Origin of the sequence: Pseudomonas shirazensis (genome assembly GCF_050496565.1) — a bacterium.
GTDB classification, from domain to species: Bacteria; Pseudomonadota; Gammaproteobacteria; order Pseudomonadales; family Pseudomonadaceae; genus Aquipseudomonas; species Aquipseudomonas shirazensis_A.
On sequence record NZ_JBNWAE010000024.1, the window covers coordinates 1 to 15,117 of the forward strand.

Genomic DNA, 15,117 nt, shown 5'->3' on the forward strand with positions numbered 1-15,117 from the left:
CCGGACCGCCGCGAAGGGCTGCAAAGCAGCCCCAACATCAGCAATAAAACCTTGAAGAACCGGTACTAGCAGCTCGAATCAGCGCTTGAGGCCGTAGCTCTCGTCGAGCATGCCCGGCGAGTTGGGCGTCTTGGGCGCGTAGTCACGCGGCACTTCGGCGGTGTCTTTTGGCGGCGTCAGGCGATCGCGATGGCTTTGCGCAGCCTCCGAGTGCAACGCTGCCAGCAGGCGCTGACGGGTCAGCTCGTCCAGGGCCAGGCGGTTGGCACCGTCGGCCAGGTGATCCTGCACGTCCTGGTAGCTCTGGGTCAGGCGTTGAACCAGGGCTGCGGTGCTGTTGAAGTGGGTGACCACTTCACTTTGATAACTGTCGAAACGTTGCTGGATATCATCCAGCTGACGCTGTGTGCTGCTGGGCGCTGCGTTGGGCAGCAGGCGGGCCACGACGAAGCCGACGACTACGCCGACGACCAGGGCCAGGGTCGGCAACAACCAAACAAGGAGCGAGAGTTCCACGAGTCCTTCCTCTATAAACGGCTTTGCTTTACGTTAACGGCTCAGACCTGCGCTGTATACCGCGAACGATCGCAAATATTTCAGAACAGAATTCATCAGCTAGACGAGTCGACCCCTTCCGAGGTCACGGAGTAGTGCTTTGCTTATCCGCGAAACCCCCTTGTTCATCGATGGCCCATGCGGCCAACTGGAAGCCTTGCAGCTGGAAGTGGCCGAGCCGCGCGGCGTCGTGCTGATCTGCCACCCTAATCCGGTGCAGGGCGGCACCATGCTCAACAAGGTGGTCTCGACCCTGCAACGCACGGCTCGCGATGCTGGCTACAACACGCTGCGCTTCAACTACCGCGGCGTCGGCCAAAGCGCTGGCAGTCATGACATGGGCGCAGGTGAAGTGGCGGATGCCGAGGCTGTCGCCGCCTGGGTGCGGACCAACTACACCGAGCTGCCGCTGGTGCTGATGGGCTTCTCGTTTGGCGGTTTCGTTGCCGCGAGCCTTGCCGGGCGCCTGGAAAGCCAGGGCGCAACGCTGCAACAGCTGTTCATGATCGCACCTGCAGTGATGCGTTTGAATGACGACTTCCCGCTGCCGCAGGTTTGCCCGTTGACCGTCATCCAGCCGGACACCGACGAAGTCGTCGATCCGCAGCTGGTTTACGAATGGTCCGACAGCCTGTCGCGCCCCCATGAGCTGCTGAAAGTGGCAGAATGCGGACACTTTTTCCATGGCAAGCTGACCGATCTGAAGGATCTGGTGCTGCCGCGCCTCTCGAACTGAGCCAAGCCTGATCAAGCGATTACCCATGACTACGCGCATTCTTACCGGTATCACCACCACCGGCACCCCGCACCTGGGCAACTACGCCGGCGCCATTCGCCCGGCCATCCTTGCCAGCCAGCAGCCCGGTGCCGACTCGTTCTACTTCCTGGCCGACTATCACGCGCTGATCAAGTGCGATGACCCGTTGCGCATCCAGCGTTCGCGCCTGGAGATCGCCGCCACCTGGCTGGCGGGCGGGCTCGACCCGGACAAGGTCACCTTCTACCGTCAGTCCGACATCCCCGAGATCCCTGAGCTGACCTGGCTGCTGACCTGCGTCGCCGGCAAGGGCCTGCTCAACCGCGCCCACGCCTACAAGGCGTCGGTGGACAAGAACCTGGAAAACGGCGAAGACCCGGATGCCGGCGTGACCATGGGCCTGTTCAGCTACCCGGTGTTGATGGCGGCGGACATTCTCATGTTCAACGCGCACAAGGTGCCGGTCGGCCGTGACCAGATTCAGCACGTGGAAATGGCCCGCGACATTGGCCAGCGCTTCAACCACCTGTTCGGCCAGGGCAAAGAATTCTTCGCCATGCCCGAGGCGGTGATCGAAGAGAGCGTGGCGACCCTGCCGGGCCTGGATGGGCGCAAGATGTCCAAAAGCTACGACAACACCATCCCGTTGTTCGCCAGCGCCAAGGACATGAAAGACGCTATTTCGCGCATCGTCACCGACTCCCGTGCCCCTGGCGAAGCGAAAGACCCGGACAGCTCGCACCTGTTCACCCTGTACCAGGCCTTCGCCACCCCGGCGCAATCGGCAGAGCTGCATGAAGCGCTGCTGCAAGGGCTGGGCTGGGGTGAGGCCAAACAGCGTCTGTTCCAGCTGCTGGACGGTCAACTGGCCGCGCCGCGCGAGCATTACCATCAGCTGATCGCACGTCCTGCCGACCTTGAAGACATCCTTCTGGCCGGCGCGGCCAAGGCGCGCAAGAGCGCGACGCCGTTCCTTGAGCAACTGCGTGAAGCGGTCGGCCTGCGCTCGTTCCGCAGCAGTGTTCAGGTCAGCACCGAGGTGAAGAAAAAGGCTGCCAAGAGCGCCCGTTTTGTCAGCTTCCGTGATGAAGACGGCAGCTTCCGCTTCCGCCTGCTGGCCGCTGATGGCGAGCAGTTGTTGCTTTCGCGCAGCTTCGCCGACGGCAAGAGCGCCGGTGCAGTGAGCAAGCAGTTGCAGCAGGGTGGTGAGGCTGATGTGCGTGTCGACGGCCTGAGCTTTGCCCTGTGGCTGAACGGTGAGCAGGTCGCCGACGGCCCGCAGTTTGCCGATGCACAAGCACGCGATGCTGCCGTGCAAGCTCTGCATGTAGCGCTTCAACCACAAGCTGACTGAGGCATTTCGCCGCAAGTCTGATTGCCATTATGCGGGCCCGTCGCTACAGTGACGGCCCGCTTTTGTTACCTCGCCAGCGAATTATGACGCCTTTAGAACGATATCAAGCAGATCTCAAACGTCCCGATTTCTTCCATGATGCGGCGCAGGAAACAGCGGTGCGTCATCTGCAGCGTCTCTACGACGACCTGGTCGCGGCGCAGAACAACAAACCCGGCGTGTTCGGCAAGCTGTTCGGCAAGAAAGACCAGGCCCCGGTCAAGGGCTTGTACTTCTGGGGTGGGGTAGGGCGCGGCAAGACCTATCTGGTCGACACCTTCTATGAGGCGCTGCCGTTCGAGCAGAAGATGCGCACGCACTTCCACCGCTTCATGAAGCGCGTGCACGAAGAAATGCGCACGCTCAAGGGTGAGAAGAACCCGCTGACGGTGATCGCCAAGCGCTTCTCCAACGAAGCCAGGGTGATCTGCTTCGATGAGTTCTTCGTCTCTGACATCACCGACGCGATGATCCTCGGCACCTTGATGGAAGAGCTGTTCAAGAACGGCGTATCACTGGTCGCGACCTCCAACATCGTGCCTGACGGCCTGTACAAGGATGGCTTGCAGCGTGCGCGCTTCCTGCCAGCCATCGCCATGATCAAGCAGTATACCGATGTGGTGAACGTCGACAGCGGCGTCGATTATCGTCTACGCCACCTCGAGCAGGCCGAACTGTTCCACTTCCCGCTCGATGCCGCTGCGCACGAGAGCCTGCGCCAGAGCTTCAAAGCGCTGACTCCGGAGTGCACGCAGGCGGTCGAGAACGACGTGCTGATGATCGAGAATCGCGAGATTCACGCCCTGCGTACCTGTGACGATGTCGCCTGGTTCGACTTCCGCGCCTTGTGCGACGGGCCGCGCAGCCAGAACGACTATATCGAGCTGGGCAAGATCTTCCATGCCGTGCTGCTGAGCAATGTCGAGCAGATGGGTGTGGCTACCGACGATATCGCCCGGCGCTTCATCAACATGGTCGATGAGTTTTACGACCGCAACGTCAAGCTGATCATTTCGGCTGAGGTTGAGTTGAAGGATCTGTACACCGGCGGGCGGTTGAGCTTCGAGTTCCAGCGCACGTTGAGTCGTTTGCTCGAGATGCAGTCGCACGAATTCCTGGCTCGGGCGCATAAGCCTTAGGCCGGCTTAACTGGGGCCGCTTTGCGGCCCTATCGCGACACAAGGCCGCTCCTACAGGGACCGCGTCGTCTGGACGGTACGCGGTCGGTGTAGGAGCGGCCTTGTGTCGCGAAAGGGCTGCAAGGCAGCCCCATTGCGGCTCACGCTTCCTGCATGAACTGCTGACGATACTGATTCGGCGACAACTCGGTATGCTGGCGGAACAGGCGGGCAAAGAAGCTCGCATCGTCATACCCCACCTCATAACTGATGGTCTTGATGCTCTTGCGGGTGCTCGACAGCAAGCCTTTTGCAGTCTCGATGCGCAGCCGTTGCAGATAGTGCAGGGGCTTGTCGCCGGTAGCCGTCTGAAACCTGCGCATGAAATTGCGAATGCTCATGCCATGGTTGCGGGCAACGTCTTCAAAACGGAATTTGTCGGCGAAGTGCTCTTCGAGCCAGTGCTGAATCTGCAGGATTATCAGGTCCTGGTGCAGCTTTTGCCCACCAAACCCCATGCGCCCCGGGGTGTAGTTGCGTTGCACTTCATAAAGGATGTCACGGGCCACCGCACGGGCGACATTGGCACCGCAGAAGCGCTCGATCAGGTAGATGTACAGGTCGCAGGCCGAGGTGGTGCCGCCCGCGCAGTACAGGTTGTCGGCATCAGTCAGGTGCTTGTCCTGGTTCAGCCGCACAGTCGGGAAGCGCTCGGCGAAGTCAGTGAAGAAGCGCCAGTAGGTGGTCGCTTCCTTGCCATCGAGCAGGCCCGCTTCGGCCAGCCAGTAGACGCCGCTGGCTTCGCCGCAGAGCACCGCGCCACGCGCATGCTGCTCGCGTAGCCATGGCAAGACCTGCGGATAACGCTGCTGAAGGTTGTCGAAGTCATCCCAGAACGCCGGCAGGATGATCACATCGGCATCGCCCAGGCCGCCGTCTACCGGCACCTGCACGTTGCTGAAGCTGTCCACCGGTGCAGCGTCGGGGCTGACCAGGCAGATTTCGAACATCGGTTGCAGGCCCAGGCCCATCTGCTTGCCGTAGCGCAGGCTGGCCAGGTGGAAGAAATCCTTGGCCTGCATCAGGGTCGAGGCGAACACATTATCGACGGCCAGAATGCTGACGCGCCGCAGTGAAGCGGTGGGTTGGGTAAAGATCATTGTCATTGTTCTTATAGGGTAGAGTGGTCAATCACCGGCTGGATCGTCTTATTTTTTGGCGATTGTGTCTACCCCGTCCCGATCCGGCTGGCAGCGGCAGCGAGCTGACCCGCTGCCGCTTTGCTACGGGTGCATCACGGTGCCGGGTTTGGCTGATCCTGGTGCACCGCTTCAATGGCCGCCAGCAACTCATCGCTCAAGCTCAGGTCGGCGCTGGCGAGGTTGCTTTCCAGTTGTTCAAGGCTGGTTGCGCCGATGATGTTGCTGGTCACGAACGGCTGACGGGTGACGAAGGCCAGGGCCATCTGTGCCGGGTCCAGGCCATGCTCGCGGGCGATCTGCACATAACGGCTGCAGGCGGCCACGGTCTGCGGGTTGGAGTAGCGGGCGAAGCGGTTGAACAGCGTCAACCGCGCGCCTTCAGGTTTGGCGCCGTTTTCGTACTTGCCGGCAAGCATGCCAAAGGCCAGCGGCGAATAGGCCAGCAACCCGCATTGCTCGCGGATCGCCACTTCGGCCAGGCCGATCTCGAAGCTGCGGTTGAGCAGGTTGTAAGGGTTCTGGATCGATACCGCCCGCGGCCAGCCGCGGCTCTCGGCCAACTGCAGAAACTTCATCGTGCCCCATGGCGTTTCATTGGACAGGCCAATGTGACGGATCTTGCCGGCACGGACCTGCTCATCGAGTACTTCGAGGGTTTCTTCCAGAGGCGTGAAATGGTCCTGCGGCAGGTGCTGGTAGCCAAGCTTGCCGAAGAAGTTGGTGCTGCGCTCTGGCCAATGCAGCTGATACAGGTCGATGTGGTCGCTTTGCAGGCGCTCAAGGCTTGCATCCAGCGCGGCAACGATGTGCTGGCGGTTGTGCTTGAGCTGGCCGTCGCGGATGTGGCTGATGCCATTGCCTGGGCCGGCCACCTTGCTCGCCAGCGTCCATTGGTCGCGATCACCGTTGGCCTTGAACCAGTTGCCGATGATTCGTTCAGTGGCGGCGTAGGTCTCCGGGCGCGGCGGCACCGGGTACATTTCGGCGGTATCGATAAAGTTGATGCCGCCGGCCTTGGCCCGTGCGATCTGGGCAAAAGCCTGGTCCTGATCGTTCTGCTCGCCCCAGGTCATGGTGCCCAGGCACAGGGCGCTGACGTTGAGGTCGGTACGGCCGAGCTTGCGGTATTCCATCTGGAAGCTTCTCTCTGGCGAAAAAGACCATAAAAGCAGGTTGAATTTTTTTCTGCAATCTGGATAATCCTGCCCCTCTCCGTTTTGCGGAAGTGATGCACTGCATTACGAGAGAAACCCGCCGGATATTGGACGTGCCCGACCCGAGCCCCCAATAGCGTCCGTATTCGGCTGCGTGCTTGCTTGTCAAGTTGCGCACTATCCAGTAAGATTCGCCGTCTATTTTTTATTGCTTGGGCGGCCTCTGAGGCTTTAGAGATAATGAAAACTTTTACTGCTAAACCAGAAACAGTTACGCGCGACTGGTTCGTCGTCGACGCCGCTGGTCAGACCCTGGGTCGTCTGGCTACCGAAATCGCTCTTCGTCTGCGTGGCAAGCACAAAGCTGAATACACCCCTCACGTTGACACCGGCGACTACATCGTCGTCATCAACGCCGAGCAGGTTCGTGTCACTGGTGCTAAAACTACTGACAAAATGTACTACTCCCACTCCGGCTTCCCAGGTGGTATCAAGGAAATCAGCTTCGACAAGCTGATCGCCAAAGCCCCTGAGCGTATCATCGAGACCGCGGTCAAGGGCATGCTGCCTAAGAACCCGCTGGGTCGCGACATGTACCGCAAGCTGAAAGTGTACGCGGGCGCTGTTCACCCACACACTGCTCAGCAGCCTCAAGAACTGAAGATCTAACGGGATAGTTCATTATGTCGGCGACTCAAAATTACGGCACTGGCCGTCGCAAGACCGCAACCGCTCGCGTTTTCCTGCGTCCAGGTACCGGTAACATCTCCATCAACAACCGTCCTCTGGACACTTTCTTCGGTCGTGAGACCGCTCGTATGGTTGTTCGTCAACCGCTCGAGCTGACCGAGAACGTTGCCAAGTTCGACATCTACGTCACCGTTTCCGGTGGTGGTGTCAGCGGTCAAGCCGGTGCGATCCGTCATGGTATCACCCGCGCTCTGATGGCCTACGACGAAGCCCTGCGCCCTGCTCTGCGTCGCGCTGGCTACGTAACCCGCGATGCTCGTGAAGTCGAGCGTAAGAAAGTGGGTCTGCGTAAAGCACGTAAGCGTCCTCAGTACTCCAAGCGTTAATTTCGCTTCGGCAGTCGAAAAAAGCCCGGTTCCTTGGAACCGGGCTTTTTTTTTGCCTTGAACTAACCTGTCAGCATGTCCGCGGCGAGTCGCCTTATAGACGCAGATCAAGCAAAGCGAGGGTTGTAGCCCGGCCGGGGCTAATCATCTTGTCAGTGTGTGGATTTGTTTCTTACCATGGCGACCAAAATTTAGTGCCACAGACATTCACAAAATACAGGCCTGGTTCAACAGGCCAGAGCAGCTGATGGGAGAGGACTGAATGAGTAATGACGGCGTCAACGCAGGCCGGCGCCGCTTCCTCGTAGCCGCCACGTCCGTGGTGGGTGCAGCGGGGGCTGTGGGGGCTGCGGTACCGTTCGTGGGGTCATGGTTTCCCAGTGCCAAGGCGAAAGCCGCCGGTGCACCGGTGAAGGTCAATATTGCCAAGGTTGAACCCGGCCAGCAGATGGTTGCTGAGTGGCGCGGGCAGCCAGTATTCATCGTGCGACGCACAGAAGAGATCCTCGGCAATCTCAAGAAAATCGTCGGCGAGCTCGCTGATCCAGAATCGCAGGCCTCGGTGCAGCCGACTTACGTCGACCCCGAAGTGCGCTCGATCAAGCCGGAAATCCTCCTGCTGGTTGGTCTGTGCACCCACCTCGGCTGCTCGCCGACCTTCCGTCCTGAAGTGGCGCCGGTCGATCTGGGGCCCAAGTGGGTAGGCGGCTATTTCTGCCCCTGCCACGGCTCTCACTACGACCTCGCTGGCCGCGTCTACAAGTCCCAGCCGGCACCTCTCAACCTGCCAGTGCCTCCGCACTCATACGAGACGGACGACATCATCGTCATCGGCGTCGATCAGGAGAACGCATGATGAGCAAGTTCATGGACTGGATCGATGCGCGCTTCCCCGCGACCAAGATGTGGGAAGAGCATCTGAGCAAATATTACGCGCCGAAGAACTTCAACTTCCTGTACTTCTTCGGTTCGCTGGCGTTGCTGGTGCTGGTCAACCAGATCGTTACCGGCGTCTGGCTGACCATGAGTTTTACCCCCTCGGCCGAAGAGGCATTCGCCTCGGTCGAGTACATCATGCGCGATGTCGAGTACGGCTGGATCCTGCGCTACCTGCACTCCACCGGCGCCTCGGCGTTCTTCATCGTGGTCTACCTGCACATGTTCCGCGGGCTGCTCTACGGCTCTTATCAGAAGCCGCGTGAGCTGGTCTGGCTGTTCGGCATGCTGATCTATCTGGCGCTGATGGCTGAAGCGTTCATGGGCTATCTGCTGCCTTGGGGCCAGATGTCCTATTGGGGTGCGCAGGTGATCATTTCGCTGTTTGGCGCCATCCCGGTGATCGGCGATGACCTGACCCAGTGGATTCGCGGCGACTACCTGATCTCGGGGATCACCCTGAACCGCTTCTTCGCCTTGCATGTGGTGGCTTTGCCGATCGTCATTCTTGGCCTGGTGGTGCTGCATATCCTGGCGCTGCACGAAGTCGGCTCGAACAACCCTGACGGCGTCGACATCAAGAAGCACAAGGACGAAAACGGCATCCCCCTCGACGGTATCCCGTTCCACCCGTACTACACCGTCAAGGATATCGTCGGCGTAGTGGTGTTCCTCTTCGTGTTCTGCTCGGTGGTGTTCTTCTTCCCGGAAATGGGCGGCTACTTCCTCGAAAAACCAAACTTTGAGCAAGCCAACGCGTTCAAGACACCCGAGCACATTGCTCCTGTGTGGTACTTCACACCGTTCTACGCGATCCTGCGCGCGGTGCCCGACAAGCTGTTCGGCGTGATCGCCATGGGCGCCGCCATTGCTGTGTTGTTCGTGTTGCCCTGGCTTGACCGCAGCCCGGTACGTTCCATGCGCTACAAGGGCTGGCTGAGCAAGATCTGGCTGCTGGTGTTCTGCGTCAGCTTCGTGATTCTCGGTGTGCTGGGTGTGTTGGCGCCTACGCCGGGGCGGACCCTGCTGTCGCAGGTCTGTACCGTGCTGTATTTCGCCTACTTCCTGCTGATGCCGTTCTACACAAGGCTGGAGAAGACCAAAGCGGTTCCGGAAAGGGTGACTGGCTGATGAAAAAGCTTATTGCAGTACTGTTCCTGGCAGTGATGCCTGCCTTGTCCTTTGCCGCGGAACACGGCCTGGAGCTGGACAAGGTCGATATCGACCTGAGCGACAAAGCCGCCATGCAGGACGGTGCGCGGACCTTTGCCAACTATTGCATGGGCTGCCACAGCGCGAAGTTTCAGCGCTATGAGCGGGTCGCGGATGACTTGGGTATACCCCATGAGCTGATGCTGGAAAACCTGGTGTTCACCGGTGCCAAGATTGGCGACCACATGCAGATCGGCATGCAGCCTGCTGATGCCAAGACCTGGTTCGGCGCTGCGCCGCCAGACCTTACCCTGGTTGCAAGGGTGCGTGGTACCGATTGGCTGTACTCGTACCTGCGCAGCTTCTATGAGGACAAGTCGCGGCCATACGGGGTCAACAACAAGGTCTTCCCCAATGTCGGCATGCCTAACGTGCTGGTTGGCCTGCAGGGCAATCAGGTGATTGGCTGCAAGCAGGTGCAGAGCGTCGTCGATGGCAAGAAGCAATATGACCCGTTGACGGGCAGCCCATTGACCCATGAAGCATGTGATCAGCTGACCATCGAGCCGAAATCCGGTACCCTGACGCCCGAGCAGTTCGACGAGAAGGTCAAGAACCTGGTGACCTTCCTGGCCTATTCGGCCAACCCGGTCAAACTGGAGAGCCAGCGCATCGGTACCTATGTGTTGCTGTACCTGGCTTTCTTCTTCGTGTTCGCCTACTTGCTCAAGCGCGAATACTGGAAGGACGTGCACTGATCACGCAGTAGTTTCTGGTTAGTTGAACGCGCCCTGAGGCGCCCCGTGCAACTGCATTGGGCCTCTCAGGGCGCGTTTGCATTTGTGTTTTACAAGCATCCCCACGAGGAGGCGCTGCATGGGCGTAACCAACAGGTTAGCCTGCTATTCCGATCCCGCTGATCATTACTCGCACCGGGTCCGCCTGGTGCTCGCCGAAAAGGGCGTCAGCGTGCAGATCATCGACGTCGATCCTGGGCGTGTGCCACCCAAGCTGGTTGAAGTGAACCCCTACGCCAGCGTGCCAACCTTGGTCGATCGCGATCTGGCGCTGTACGAGTCGACCGTGGTCATGGAATACCTCGATGAGCGCTATCCGCACCCGCCACTGCTGCCGGTGTACCCGGTCGCACGCGGCAACAGCCGCCTGCTGGTGCATCGCATCCAGCGCGACTGGTGCTCGCTGGCTGATGTGCTGCTCGACAAGCGCAGCTCCGAGGCTGCGCAGGTAAAGGCGCGCAAGGAGCTGCGCGAGAGCTTGACCGGGGTTGCGCCATTGTTCGCCGAAATGGCCTGCTTCATGAGTGATGAGCAAAGCCTGGTCGATTGTTGTCTACTGCCCATACTCTGGCGTTTGCCGGTGATGGGTATCGAACTGCCGCGGCAAGCCAAGCCGCTGCTTGATTATATGGAGCGACAGTTCGCCCGCGAGCCATTCCAGGCGAGCCTGTCTGCTGCTGAACGTGAAATGCGCAAGCTTTAAGGAGCCGTTGATGAACTCCAGTCGCCCCTATCTGGTTAGAGCACTGTACGAGTGGATCGTCGACAACGATTGCACGCCCCATATGCTGGTCAATGCCGAGTTCCCGGCTGTCCAGGTGCCCCAGGGCTTCGCCAGTGATGGTCAGATTGTCCTGAACGTGTCGCCCAGTGCGGTGCGCAACCTGCACATGGATAACGACGCAGTGAGCTTTGAAGGCCGCTTCGGCGGCGTCGCGCATTCGCTGTTCGTGCCCACCGGCGCGATCCTGGGCATCTACGCCCGCGAAAACGGCCAGGGTATGGTGTTTGAGCTCGAGCCTTCGCTGCTGGATGACGAAGAGCTTGAGGATGAAGTGGACGAGCCGGACAACGACGGTCCGCCTGAAGGGGGTGGCCAGCCGCCGCGTCCTAGCGGCCGACCGAGTCTGAAGGTGGTCAAGTAACGAAAAAGGCGATCCGGGAGGATCGCCTTTTTTGTATGTGCGGTATCGGCAATTACAGGTCGGTAATGGTACGAACCTGATCCTTGTTGATGCGCGTGCGCTTGCCGTCCAGCTGTTCGAATTCATAGAAGCCAGAAGCGCGATCGAAGTGGGGCTGGTCCAACGCCTGCAGTTCACGGCCATCATTGAGGGTGATGATGCTCGGGCTGGAGCAGCCAGCCAGGGATGCGCAGGCGCCGATCAGCAGCGCGGGCAGCAGAAACTTGGTCATGGAGTATTTCCTGGATCAGGTGAGGAGGGCGGGAGGACGCAGCCCTCCCGCCGGGTGTGACTCAGTCGATGTATTCGAACAGTTTGACGATCTTCTGCACGCCGGAAACGCTTTGCACCACGCTGGTTGCAGCGTTGGCTTCGCCCTGGGTAACCAGGCCGAGCAGGTAGACGATACCGTTTTCGGTGATGACCTTGATGCGCGAGCCAGGCACATTGGCGTCGCCAAGCATCTGCGCCTTGATCTTGGTGGTCAGCCAGGCGTCGTTGTTGCGCGCCAGAATCGAAGACGGCTGCATCACCTGGATTTCGTTGTGCACCTTCTTGACCCGTTGCACCTGGCCGGCAGTTTGCTCGGCGAGGCTCTTGAGGTCGGCGCGCGGGGTTTGCCCGGCCAGCAGGACAACGCCGTTGTAGCTGCTGACAACGATGTGCGAGCCTTTGTCCAGGTCAGGGTTGGCCTTGGCGATGTTGACCGAAACCTTGGTTTCGATCAGCGAATCGTCAATCTTGCTGCCGATGGTGCGGGTGCCGCGATCATCCTCGATAGGATTGTCGCGGGTAGAGGTCAATACCGAACTGCAGCCGGAGAGGCTCAGGCACAGAGTCAGGGCCATCAGGCCAAAACGCTTGGGGATCATTCTTCACTCCCGAACAGTTGGCTGTCGATCAGATCACACAGGCAATGGATCGCCAGCAGGTGGACTTCCTGGATGCGCGCGGTCACGTTCGACGGGACGCGAATCTCGACATCTTCGGGCAGCAGCAGCGAGGCCATGCCACCGCCGTCGCGCCCGGTCATTGCTACGACAATCATTTCACGATCATGTGCCGCCTGGATCGCTTGAATCACGTTCGCCGAGTTACCGCTGGTTGAGATCGCCAGCAGCACGTCGCCGGGCTGGCCGAGGGCGCGGATCTGCTTGGAGAACACTTCGTTGTAGCTGTAGTCGTTGGCAATCGAGGTGATCGTCGAGCTGTCGGTGGTCAGTGCGATCGCCGGCAAGCTTGGCCGCTCACGCTCGAAACGGTTGAGCAGCTCGGACGAGAAATGCTGAGCATCGCCGGCTGAGCCGCCGTTGCCGCAGGCGAGCATCTTGCCCTCATTGAGCATGGCATTGACCATGACCAGGCTGGCCTGCTCGATATGCGGCGCCAACATGTCCATTGCCTGTTGCTTGGTGTCGATGCTGGCCTGAAACAGCCGGCGAATTCGGGATTGCATGTCCATCTGGTGTGACCTTAAGAGGGGCGGTGGCCCGCGCGACGCGCAACAGGGACCAGCCCGCGAAACATAGAGCAAAAAATTCGCAGTGGGTTCAGCATTCGAAGGCGTTTTTCAGCCATTGCAGCGGTTGCCCTGCATGGCCGCTGCCTTGTAGAGCGATGACATCGAAGCGGCAGGGGTGATTGGCCCAGCGGAACTCCTTGTGCAGAAACGTGGTGGCGGCCAGCGCCAGGCGTTGCTGCTTGCGCCCATCGATACTGCCGAGGGCACCGCCGAAGTCTGCGTGCAGCCGATAGCGGACTTCGACGAATACTACTGTATCGGCGTCGAGCATGACCAGATCAAGCTCGCCTCCCTTGCATCGCCAGTTGCGCGCCAGCAGCTGCAGACCCTGCCCGAGAAGATACTCCAGGGCGTAGTCCTCAGCATCCAGGCCGGCGCGACCAGGCGATGCCGCCTGCATCAGCGCGGCGTATCCGGCAGGCGCTTGACCTGGCCGCCGGCGAACTCTGCCCATGGCAGTTGACGCTCGATGCGCTGGCTTGGATTCATGCTCAAGCTGCCGGACAGGCCCTGTACGCGGTTGTCAGGCAGCGCCTTCAACTGGCCCAAGCGCGGGGCCAGGCTGTAGGCATCGACGCCCATCGCATAGAGCCTGCCGAGGCTGCCAGCGGCTTGCGGCCACTGCTGCACGACTTGCTGGCGCAGGCTGTTGCTGGAGTCGAGCAGCCACGGCGTTTCGCAGAAGCGGATGCCGGTCATGTCGTTGTACTGGTTGACGTCACCGCTGGCGCTGTACAGGTTGGAGGTGGCGTATACCGGCACATCCCCTGCGTACTGGAAGTTCAGCGTCGGCTTGATCTGTTGCGCCTGCTGCGGGGTCGCGGCGAGGAAGATGAAGTCAATGTCCTGGCGGCGTGACGGCTGGGCGGCAACATTGCCACCGACCGTGCTTTGCAGGCTCTTGGCGCGGCCTTCGCTCTGGCGTAGCTGGAACAGTTCGGCGATTTGCTGGGCGAGGGCGACTGGCTGAGCGATACGCTCGGCTGCCAGCAGGGTGCCGCCGTTGCTTTCCCAGTCCTTGCGGAAGGCAGCCAACACGCGGTCGCCCCATTCGCCGCTCGGCACCAGCGCAACAGCGCGGACCAGGCCGTCGGCGCGCGCACGGCGCGACACTTCACGAGCTTCGTCTTCTGCGGCAAGGCCAAACTGGAACAGCTGCGGCGGTGCGCTCTGGCCGGCTTCGGCGTAGTTCAGGGCCAGGGTGGGCAGTGGCAGTTGCGGGTACGCGGCGAGTTTTTTCACCAGCGGTTTCTCCAGCGGGCCGACTACCAGTTGCACGCCATCGGCCTGAGCCTGGCGGTAGAAGTCGTCCAGCGAGCTGATCCGCGAGCTGTCATAGACCTGGATCGCAGGGGCCTGTTGACCGGCCTGCTGGGCCTGGAAGTGTGCGGCCATGAAGCCGTCACGCAGGGCGCGGGCGACGCCGGCCAGCGAGCCTTCCTGAGGCAGCAGCAGGGCGATCTTGGTCAGGGGCTGGCTGGCCAGTTCCTTGAGCTTGGTCAGCGCGCTCGGCAGTTGCTTGGCGGCGGGGTGCTCTGGATGCTGGTTGCGCCAGGCGTCGATGGCAGCCTGTTGTTGCTCCAGGGTGCCGGCGCTTTTTACCGCCAGGGCCAGGCTGGTCCAGCCGGCCAGGGTGTCGTTGCCAGTCGATTGCAGCTGCTCGGCAGGCAAGGCCGCGACCAGTGCCCAGATCGCGTCGTTGTTGGCGCTGGCAGCCTGGCCGCTGAGCAGAGGCGCCAGTTGCACGCGCTGCTGCGCTGCGGCCAGGGTCTGGCCGTCGGCTTCGAGGGCGGCGGCATGCACGCTGTAGGTGCGCGCTTGCAGCTCGGTCGGCATCTCGCCCAGACGTTGCAGGCTCGGATGGGCGAGGGCGGTCAGGGCTGCCTTGGGCTGGTTACGGCTCATTGCCAGCTCAGCGCTCAAGGTGCTGGCGAACACCTGCTGCGCAGGCTTGAGCGAATCCAGTGGCACCTGCTCGAGAATCCGCGCTGCGCGTGGATAGTCTTTTTGCTTGTAGGCCAGGTCGGCAGCGCTCAGGCGCAGCAGGGCTGCGTCCTCGGGCGACTTGCTGGTGGCTGCCTTGTCGAGCAGTTGCTCGATACTGGCGTCCGGGGTGCGCGGGAGTTCGCCCAGGCTGGATGAGGGCGAGCTTGCGCAAGCTGCCAGCAAGGCAGCGAGGCAGAGGGCTGTGAGCAGCCGCAGACAAGCGATCATGTAAAAGTCCTGTTACTCGATCTGGTTGGCCGACGATTGTACCCAACCACTGGCCGG

General features: G+C 60.8%; 18 protein-coding genes. 10 read left to right on the forward strand and 8 right to left on the reverse strand.

Annotation, left to right across the window (positions count from 1 at the left end):
• Positions 1 to 78: 78 nt before the first annotated feature.
• Positions 79 to 516 (reverse strand): YhcB family protein, encoded by a 438-nt coding sequence (locus tag ACQZ2L_RS23665; protein ID WP_101322017.1) that lies wholly within the window; start codon positions 514 to 516, stop codon positions 79 to 81.
• Between the two features lie 139 nt (positions 517 to 655).
• Here ACQZ2L_RS23665 and ACQZ2L_RS23670 point away from each other — a divergent pair, with 139 nt between their 5' ends.
• The 3 genes from ACQZ2L_RS23670 (at position 656) to zapE (ending at position 3,844) form a co-directional block, all read left to right on the forward strand.
• Positions 656 to 1,291, forward strand: coding sequence for an alpha/beta hydrolase (locus tag ACQZ2L_RS23670; RefSeq protein ID WP_430328107.1), 636 nt, complete (start codon positions 656 to 658; stop codon positions 1,289 to 1,291).
• 25 nt (positions 1,292 to 1,316) lie between these two features.
• On the forward strand, positions 1,317 to 2,666 hold the full coding sequence (locus tag ACQZ2L_RS23675) for a tryptophan--tRNA ligase (RefSeq protein ID WP_430328108.1): 1,350 nt from the start codon (positions 1,317 to 1,319) through the stop codon (positions 2,664 to 2,666).
• An 83-nt stretch (positions 2,667 to 2,749) separates the two neighbouring features.
• Positions 2,750 to 3,844, forward strand: coding sequence for a cell division protein ZapE (gene zapE / locus ACQZ2L_RS23680; protein WP_430328109.1), 1,095 nt, complete (start codon positions 2,750 to 2,752; stop codon positions 3,842 to 3,844).
• A 140-nt stretch (positions 3,845 to 3,984) separates the two neighbouring features.
• On the opposite strand, the gene ACQZ2L_RS23685 is transcribed toward zapE, so the two are convergent.
• Positions 3,985 to 4,881: a GlxA family transcriptional regulator gene (locus ACQZ2L_RS23685; RefSeq protein ID WP_430328134.1), complete on the reverse strand. Its 897-nt coding sequence runs from the start codon at positions 4,879 to 4,881 to the stop codon at positions 3,985 to 3,987.
• A gap of 236 nt (positions 4,882 to 5,117) precedes the next feature.
• The gene (locus tag ACQZ2L_RS23690) at positions 5,118 to 6,158 is read right to left on the reverse strand and encodes an NADP(H)-dependent aldo-keto reductase (RefSeq protein ID WP_430328110.1); all 1,041 of its coding nucleotides are present in this window, start codon (positions 6,156 to 6,158) and stop codon (positions 5,118 to 5,120) included.
• Positions 6,159 to 6,419: 261 nt separating this feature from the next.
• Between ACQZ2L_RS23690 and rplM the strand changes: the two genes are divergently transcribed.
• The 7 genes from rplM to ACQZ2L_RS23725 all read left to right on the forward strand — a co-directional run bounded on the left by rplM (position 6,420) and on the right by ACQZ2L_RS23725 (position 11,285).
• The gene (gene rplM / locus ACQZ2L_RS23695; RefSeq protein ID WP_101322011.1) at positions 6,420 to 6,848 is read left to right on the forward strand and encodes a 50S ribosomal protein L13; all 429 of its coding nucleotides are present in this window, start codon (positions 6,420 to 6,422) and stop codon (positions 6,846 to 6,848) included.
• A gap of 14 nt (positions 6,849 to 6,862) precedes the next feature.
• Entirely contained in the window at positions 6,863 to 7,255 is a 393-nt protein-coding gene (gene rpsI / locus ACQZ2L_RS23700; protein WP_101322010.1) for a 30S ribosomal protein S9, read from the forward strand.
• A gap of 262 nt (positions 7,256 to 7,517) precedes the next feature.
• Positions 7,518 to 8,111 (forward strand): ubiquinol-cytochrome c reductase iron-sulfur subunit, encoded by a 594-nt coding sequence (petA, locus tag ACQZ2L_RS23705; protein WP_314876599.1) that lies wholly within the window; start codon positions 7,518 to 7,520, stop codon positions 8,109 to 8,111.
• Complete coding sequence (locus ACQZ2L_RS23710) at positions 8,111 to 9,322, forward strand: cytochrome b (protein ID WP_101322008.1); 1,212 nt, start codon at positions 8,111 to 8,113, stop codon at positions 9,320 to 9,322. Before petA ends, ACQZ2L_RS23710 begins: the two co-directional genes overlap by 1 nt.
• Entirely contained in the window at positions 9,322 to 10,101 is a 780-nt protein-coding gene (locus tag ACQZ2L_RS23715; protein WP_101322007.1) for a cytochrome c1, read from the forward strand. Before ACQZ2L_RS23710 ends, ACQZ2L_RS23715 begins: the two co-directional genes overlap by 1 nt.
• Before the next feature lie 118 nt (positions 10,102 to 10,219).
• Positions 10,220 to 10,843: a glutathione S-transferase N-terminal domain-containing protein gene (locus ACQZ2L_RS23720; RefSeq protein ID WP_430328111.1), complete on the forward strand. Its 624-nt coding sequence runs from the start codon at positions 10,220 to 10,222 to the stop codon at positions 10,841 to 10,843.
• 10 nt (positions 10,844 to 10,853) lie between these two features.
• On the forward strand, positions 10,854 to 11,285 hold the full coding sequence (locus tag ACQZ2L_RS23725) for a ClpXP protease specificity-enhancing factor (RefSeq protein WP_181107751.1): 432 nt from the start codon (positions 10,854 to 10,856) through the stop codon (positions 11,283 to 11,285).
• Between the two features lie 52 nt (positions 11,286 to 11,337).
• Here the strand turns inward: ACQZ2L_RS23725 and ACQZ2L_RS23730 are convergent, their stop codons facing one another.
• The 5 genes from ACQZ2L_RS23730 to ACQZ2L_RS23750 form a co-directional block, all read right to left on the reverse strand.
• Positions 11,338 to 11,556 (reverse strand): YgdI/YgdR family lipoprotein, encoded by a 219-nt coding sequence (locus tag ACQZ2L_RS23730; RefSeq protein ID WP_101322004.1) that lies wholly within the window; start codon positions 11,554 to 11,556, stop codon positions 11,338 to 11,340.
• A gap of 61 nt (positions 11,557 to 11,617) precedes the next feature.
• Positions 11,618 to 12,196, reverse strand: a complete 579-nt coding sequence (locus ACQZ2L_RS23735) for a BON domain-containing protein (RefSeq protein ID WP_101322003.1) — start codon at positions 12,194 to 12,196, stop codon at positions 11,618 to 11,620.
• Positions 12,193 to 12,786: a phosphoheptose isomerase gene (locus tag ACQZ2L_RS23740; protein ID WP_101322002.1), complete on the reverse strand. Its 594-nt coding sequence runs from the start codon at positions 12,784 to 12,786 to the stop codon at positions 12,193 to 12,195. Before ACQZ2L_RS23740 ends, ACQZ2L_RS23735 begins: the two co-directional genes overlap by 4 nt.
• An 88-nt stretch (positions 12,787 to 12,874) precedes the next feature.
• On the reverse strand, positions 12,875 to 13,246 hold the full coding sequence (locus ACQZ2L_RS23745) for a YraN family protein (protein ID WP_430328112.1): 372 nt from the start codon (positions 13,244 to 13,246) through the stop codon (positions 12,875 to 12,877).
• On the reverse strand, positions 13,246 to 15,060 hold the full coding sequence (locus ACQZ2L_RS23750) for a penicillin-binding protein activator (RefSeq protein WP_430328113.1): 1,815 nt from the start codon (positions 15,058 to 15,060) through the stop codon (positions 13,246 to 13,248). The genes ACQZ2L_RS23745 and ACQZ2L_RS23750 overlap by 1 nt, the downstream gene beginning before the upstream one ends.
• Positions 15,061 to 15,117 lie beyond the last annotated feature (57 nt).